This is a genomic window from Serratia sp. A07 (assembly GCF_058725505.1).
In genome coordinates this window covers 1-4,798 of the sequence record NZ_JBZXDO010000084.1, presented here as the reverse complement: position 1 = coordinate 4,798, position 4,798 = coordinate 1, and the positions used below count along the sequence as shown (strand labels likewise).

The window sequence follows — 4,798 nt, the reverse complement described above, 5'->3', positions numbered from 1 at the left end:
CTGGCGCCGGGGGTGCCGATGGCGCCGGCATCCGGCAGTGAGTTGGCGCGCCGGCTGCAGCTGTCGAATTACCCGGTACTCATCACTGATACCGGTTTGTCCCAGCAGGTCACACCATGATGTCTCCGCAGCATGTCGGTATCGCGCTGATGGCGAATCCGGTGCTGGCCGTCCTGCTGACAGGGCTGTTTATTGCGGTGATGGCCGGGTTGAATCTGCGTGGCCGTGAGTCGGCCTCCGTACGCCGCCACCGGCGTTACCGTGCGGCTGCTGCCCGTGTTCTGCAGCGACTGCCCCAGTTGGGCGGCAATGGTCAGCGTCTGGCCTATCTGCGCAAAATCAATCCCTACGTTTTTGAAGAGCTGCTGCTCCTGGCGTTCGAGCGTCAGGGGTATGCGGTTATCCGCAATACCTCATACAGCGGTGACGGTGGTCTGGATGGTCAGGTCATCATCGGTGACCAAAAATACCTCATCCAGGCCAAGCGTTACGGCCGGGCTATCACACAGTCCCATATTACGCGTTTTGGTGCGTTGCTGCGGCATCACCACTGTCAGGGTTTTTTCATTCATACCGGCCGTACCGGCCAGCTGAGCCGTGCTTTGCTGCAGAACCATCCTCACGTTCATCTGGTCAGTGGCCAGAAGCTGCTGGCGTTGCTTGCCGGCAATGCGGAGTGGTTGTCATTTCTGCCTGGGAGCACGGTAACCAAACGGAGTGCCTCAAATGTTTCATCAGCCTAATTATGTTGTTGTGGCTATCCACTTTCTGTCTGCGGTTCTCAGAGTCTTGTTGGTCTGGCCTGGCGTTGTGCTGGCTGTTATAGGCTTCATGTTTTTTGTCTCAACGCTCGGTGATTCCGGCGGGCAGAAGGCTGCCTCACGCATGGCCAACATTGCGCAAAATTACCGTGCAGCCCCCGAGGGGATGGTTATGGTTAAGCCTTGTCCGTATCCAGATGCCCCTGACGTAAAACCGTTGACTGAATCGTCGGCGGTGCCGATTAAAAAACGGGACTGTAAACCTTATCCGCAGTCGTTTGCAGAGGTTGCTGCGAAGGAACGGCATCTGATTATCGTCATCGGGAGTGGGTTGGTCGCATTGGGATTGTTGGTCGAACTGCTTTCTTTGCTGATCAGGCGCCGCCAGATGAGTCGGAACGCTGTTTACTACGGATCTATCAATGCAAAAGGGGAGCGCAGCATGCTCTTTCAATATGACAAACCCGCGAATAATAAGGAAGGTCGCAATGAGTAACCGACACGTGATGGAAGCCTTGCTGCGCCCTGCAGTGGAGCTCAATACGGCGATTGTGTCAGGGGCCGCCGCTGTGGTTTGTGCGGTAGCGCCCTGGTCGGTGGCGCTGGCACCAGAGGTGAACTATGTCACCGCCGGCAGCTTTGCGGTGTTGTCTGCCATTCGTACCCGCCAGGGCATGCGTGTGATCCGCTATCGCCGTAACCTTCGCCGGTTGCCGCGCTATGTCATGACAAGCGCACAGATCCCGGTTAGCCGGCAGCGGCTGTTCTTGGGGCGGGGGTTCCGCTGGCAGCAAAAGCACACCCAGCGTTTGATGGACACCCGCCGTCCAGAGGTTGAGAAATATGTTCAGCCGCCAAAAATGTACCAGGTGGCGCGCCGACTGGAGCTTAAAACCGAATATACCCTGCCGTGGTTGTCCCAACTGCTGCGCAAGGACTCCCCGCTGAACCCGGTGCGGCCGTTGCCACCGGTTGGAGGAAACCCGGCCATTCACGGCATTGAACCCGATGAGCTTGATGTCTCGATGGCGCTGGGCGAACGTGTGGGCCACAGCCTGGTGCTGGGCACTACCCGCGTAGGCAAGACCCGCCTGGCAGAGCTGCTTATCACCCAGGATATACGCCGCGGTGACATCACCATTGTGTTTGATCCAAAAGGGGATGCTGACCTGCTGCGGCGTGTTTGGGCTGAAGCCCACCGTGCCGGCCGTGGGGATGAGCTGTTCATCTTCCACCTGGGCTGGCCGGATATCTCGGCACGCTATAACGCCGTCGGGCGCTTTGAGCGTGTGTCCGAAGTGGCCGGGCGTATTTCCGGGCAACTGAGCGGAGAGGGCAATAGTGCGGCGTTCCGTGAGTTTGCCTGGCGATTCGTCAATATTGTGGCGCGTGCCCTGGTCGCGCTGGGTCAGCGTCCGGACTATCAGTTGATCACACGTTACGTGAACAACATCAGCGAGCTGTATGAGACCTACGCAAAGAAAGTGATTGAAGCGCGTATGCCAGCGCTGCAGCAACAAATCGATAACAGCCTGCAGGTGCTGACGGAGGACGATGTCCCGCGAAATATGCAGGGCCAGCCGAACGCGATAAAAATCATGGCGGTGGAAATGGCTCTGAGTTCCGAGGCCGGCAAGCAACTGTATGACCCCATTCTCGATGGTCTGCGGTCAGCCGTCCGTTATGACCGTACCTACTTCGATAAAATTGTGGCGTCCCTGTTACCGCTGCTGGAAAAACTCACCACCGGCAAGACCGCCGAGCTCCTGGCGCCGAACTATATGGATATGAGCGACCCGAGGCCCATTTTTGACTGGGAGCAGGTTATCCGCAAGCGCGGTATTGTCTACGTGGGGTTGGATGCCTTGTCGGACGGGGTGGTCGCCTCTGCCGTCGGCAACAGCATGTTTGCTGACCTGGTGTCGGTTGCCGGTCATATCTATAAACACGGTATGCACGGCGGGTTGCCGACCCGGGCAGACGGTAAACTGCCGATCAACCTGCATTGTGACGAGTTCAACGAGCTCATGGGGGACGAATTTATCCCGCTTATCAACAAAGGCGGCGGCGCCGGTATGCAGGTGACGGCCTACACGCAAACCGAGTCAGATATCGAGGCGCGCATCGGCAGTACCGCGAAGGCGGCTCAGGTGACAGGTAACTTCAATACCCTGATTATGCTGCGTGTGCGTGAGAACCGGACCGCACAGTTGCTGACAACACAGCTCCCGGAGGTCGATATTTACACCAAAACCCTGGTATCAGGGCATGCCGATATGGCCGATGTGGAGAAGGGACAGGATTTTACTTCCAATACCCAGGACCGTGTCGGTACTGTGAAAGCCCCTCTGCTTGCCCCGGCGGACGTGATTAACCTCCCGAAAGGGCAGGCGTTCGCGCTACTGGAAGGTGGTCAACTGTGGAAAATTCGGATGCCACTGCCCAGCGGTGACAGGGATGATGCTTTGATGCCTGCCAACCTGCAGAAGATTGCCGAGGAGATGCAGCGCAACTACCGTACCAGCGAGTCCTGGTGGTCTGCCAGCACGGTAATGCCGGATGTTGCCATCAAAGGGGGGCTGAATGTCGCAAGCGGTGAATAATCAACCTCAGCAGCCCGTACAACCCCGTAAGCATGGGCTGTTTTACAACGTGCTGTGGGGCTGGCCCTGGATGCTGATCGGGATGTTCCTAGCTTCGCTTTTGGTGAGCCTGGTGATCGAATATGTCGGGATGGCCTTCTTCTGGCCAGAGCTTGGCGCATCGCACAGTGAAGCGGTGATGAACACCGAGTTGGGGTACCTGTCCTCTGAGTTTACACGCAGTCTGCTGCTGTCTGAACCGTCAGTGACCGTCACCCGTTGGATTATGATGGCGTATCAATGGACCTTCGTGGACAGTGGCTTTTTGGACTGGATTAAGCAGGCGTATGACACCCAGGTACACAGTCAGAATGCGGTTGCCAGGGAACTGAACAGCTGGAGTGGTTGGCTGGCTACCACGCTTAAAGAGTACCTGATGGCGACGGTGTACGTCACCGTCATCACCCTGGTACGTGTGACCATTTTGGTGCTGTCCATCCCGCTGTTTATCCTGGTGATGCTGGTCGCGCTGACCGAGGGGCTGGGGCGACGTGATATTCGGCGCTACGGTGCCGGCTATGAGTCGAGTTTTGTGTACCACCATGCCAAGCGGATGGTGAAGCCGGCGGTGTATATCCCCTGCATGCTGTACCTGTCATGGCCAACGGCGGTATACCCCAATCTGCTGTTGTTGCCGGCTGCTATTCTGCTCGGCATTGCGGTAACGGTAACGACAGCCTCCTTTAAAAAGTATCTCTAGAGCGAAAACTCGAGCTGGACGGCGGCGTACAAAACTGGCTTTTGTGCGCTGCCGTCAGCAGACAAGCCGCTGTGCGGCGCGGCAGTATTTCCAGGCTTAAAAACCATCAAAACTTCATAACGAGTTACCTGCTGTCCTTCTTGTTCGAACCATTTATTGTCCTCTGAATGTCCCCTAAATATTTTTGTGGCTCTGCAATTTAATCGAAAACGAGGTGTTGAATGAATCTGTATATTTGCGCTGTTATTGCTCTTGAGGCTGTTATTCTAGCCACACTGCTTAAACCTATTTTAGAGAAAGCCCCTCCGGAAAACCGTGTTCAACGTTGGTTACGTGTCCTGCAAGTACTTGCGATCTTGTGTATTGGGGGATCTATGTTCCTTTTCAGTGTCGTGATGCATTTATGAGGTCGGGCTGATTCTGATACTGGTATTACTGCCGTTGGTGTTACCAACGGTGCAAACTGATACCCCCTTCTCTTATTGCTGCTGATGTACAAAATAGGCCTTTTTACAACAATAGTGTCTGCAGACCGCTTATTTAGCTTCATGCGCTTCCCCTGGCTAAAAATTATCAAAATTCTATAAAGAGTTATCCGCTGACCTCCCGCCCCATCTGTCGCACCCTGAGAGCACCCTAAATCATCAAGGAGTGCTTGTGTATGCCTATCCCCGTTGTTCGTGGTCTCGGCGCCG

Annotated in this window: 5 protein-coding genes; all 5 read left to right on the top strand. The window is 55.7% G+C overall.

Translation table 11 applies throughout. The annotated features are described in order from the left end of the window. A partial coding sequence (locus AC4PR2_RS27480) for a DUF2859 domain-containing protein (protein WP_492175850.1) occupies positions 1-120 on the top strand: 120 nt, incomplete at its 5' end. Beyond that, positions 117-743 carry a restriction endonuclease gene (locus tag AC4PR2_RS27475; protein ID WP_180547786.1) on the top strand — a complete coding sequence of 209 codons (627 nt, stop codon included), beginning with the start codon at positions 117-119 and terminating at the stop codon, positions 741-743. The genes AC4PR2_RS27480 and AC4PR2_RS27475, both read left to right, overlap by 4 nt. Continuing rightward, a complete protein-coding gene (locus AC4PR2_RS27470; RefSeq protein WP_180547785.1) occupies positions 727-1,257 on the top strand; it encodes a hypothetical protein in 531 nt (176 codons plus the stop codon). The genes AC4PR2_RS27475 and AC4PR2_RS27470 overlap by 17 nt, the downstream gene beginning before the upstream one ends. Beyond that, a complete protein-coding gene (gene traD / locus AC4PR2_RS27465) occupies positions 1,250-3,364 on the top strand; it encodes a type IV conjugative transfer system coupling protein TraD (RefSeq protein ID WP_180547784.1) in 2,115 nt (704 codons plus the stop codon). Before AC4PR2_RS27470 ends, traD begins: the two co-directional genes overlap by 8 nt. Further along, the gene (locus AC4PR2_RS27460) at positions 3,345-4,103 is read left to right on the top strand and encodes a TIGR03747 family integrating conjugative element membrane protein (RefSeq protein ID WP_086580538.1); all 759 of its coding nucleotides are present in this window, start codon (positions 3,345-3,347) and stop codon (positions 4,101-4,103) included. Before traD ends, AC4PR2_RS27460 begins: the two co-directional genes overlap by 20 nt. Positions 4,104-4,798: the final 695 nt, after the last annotated feature.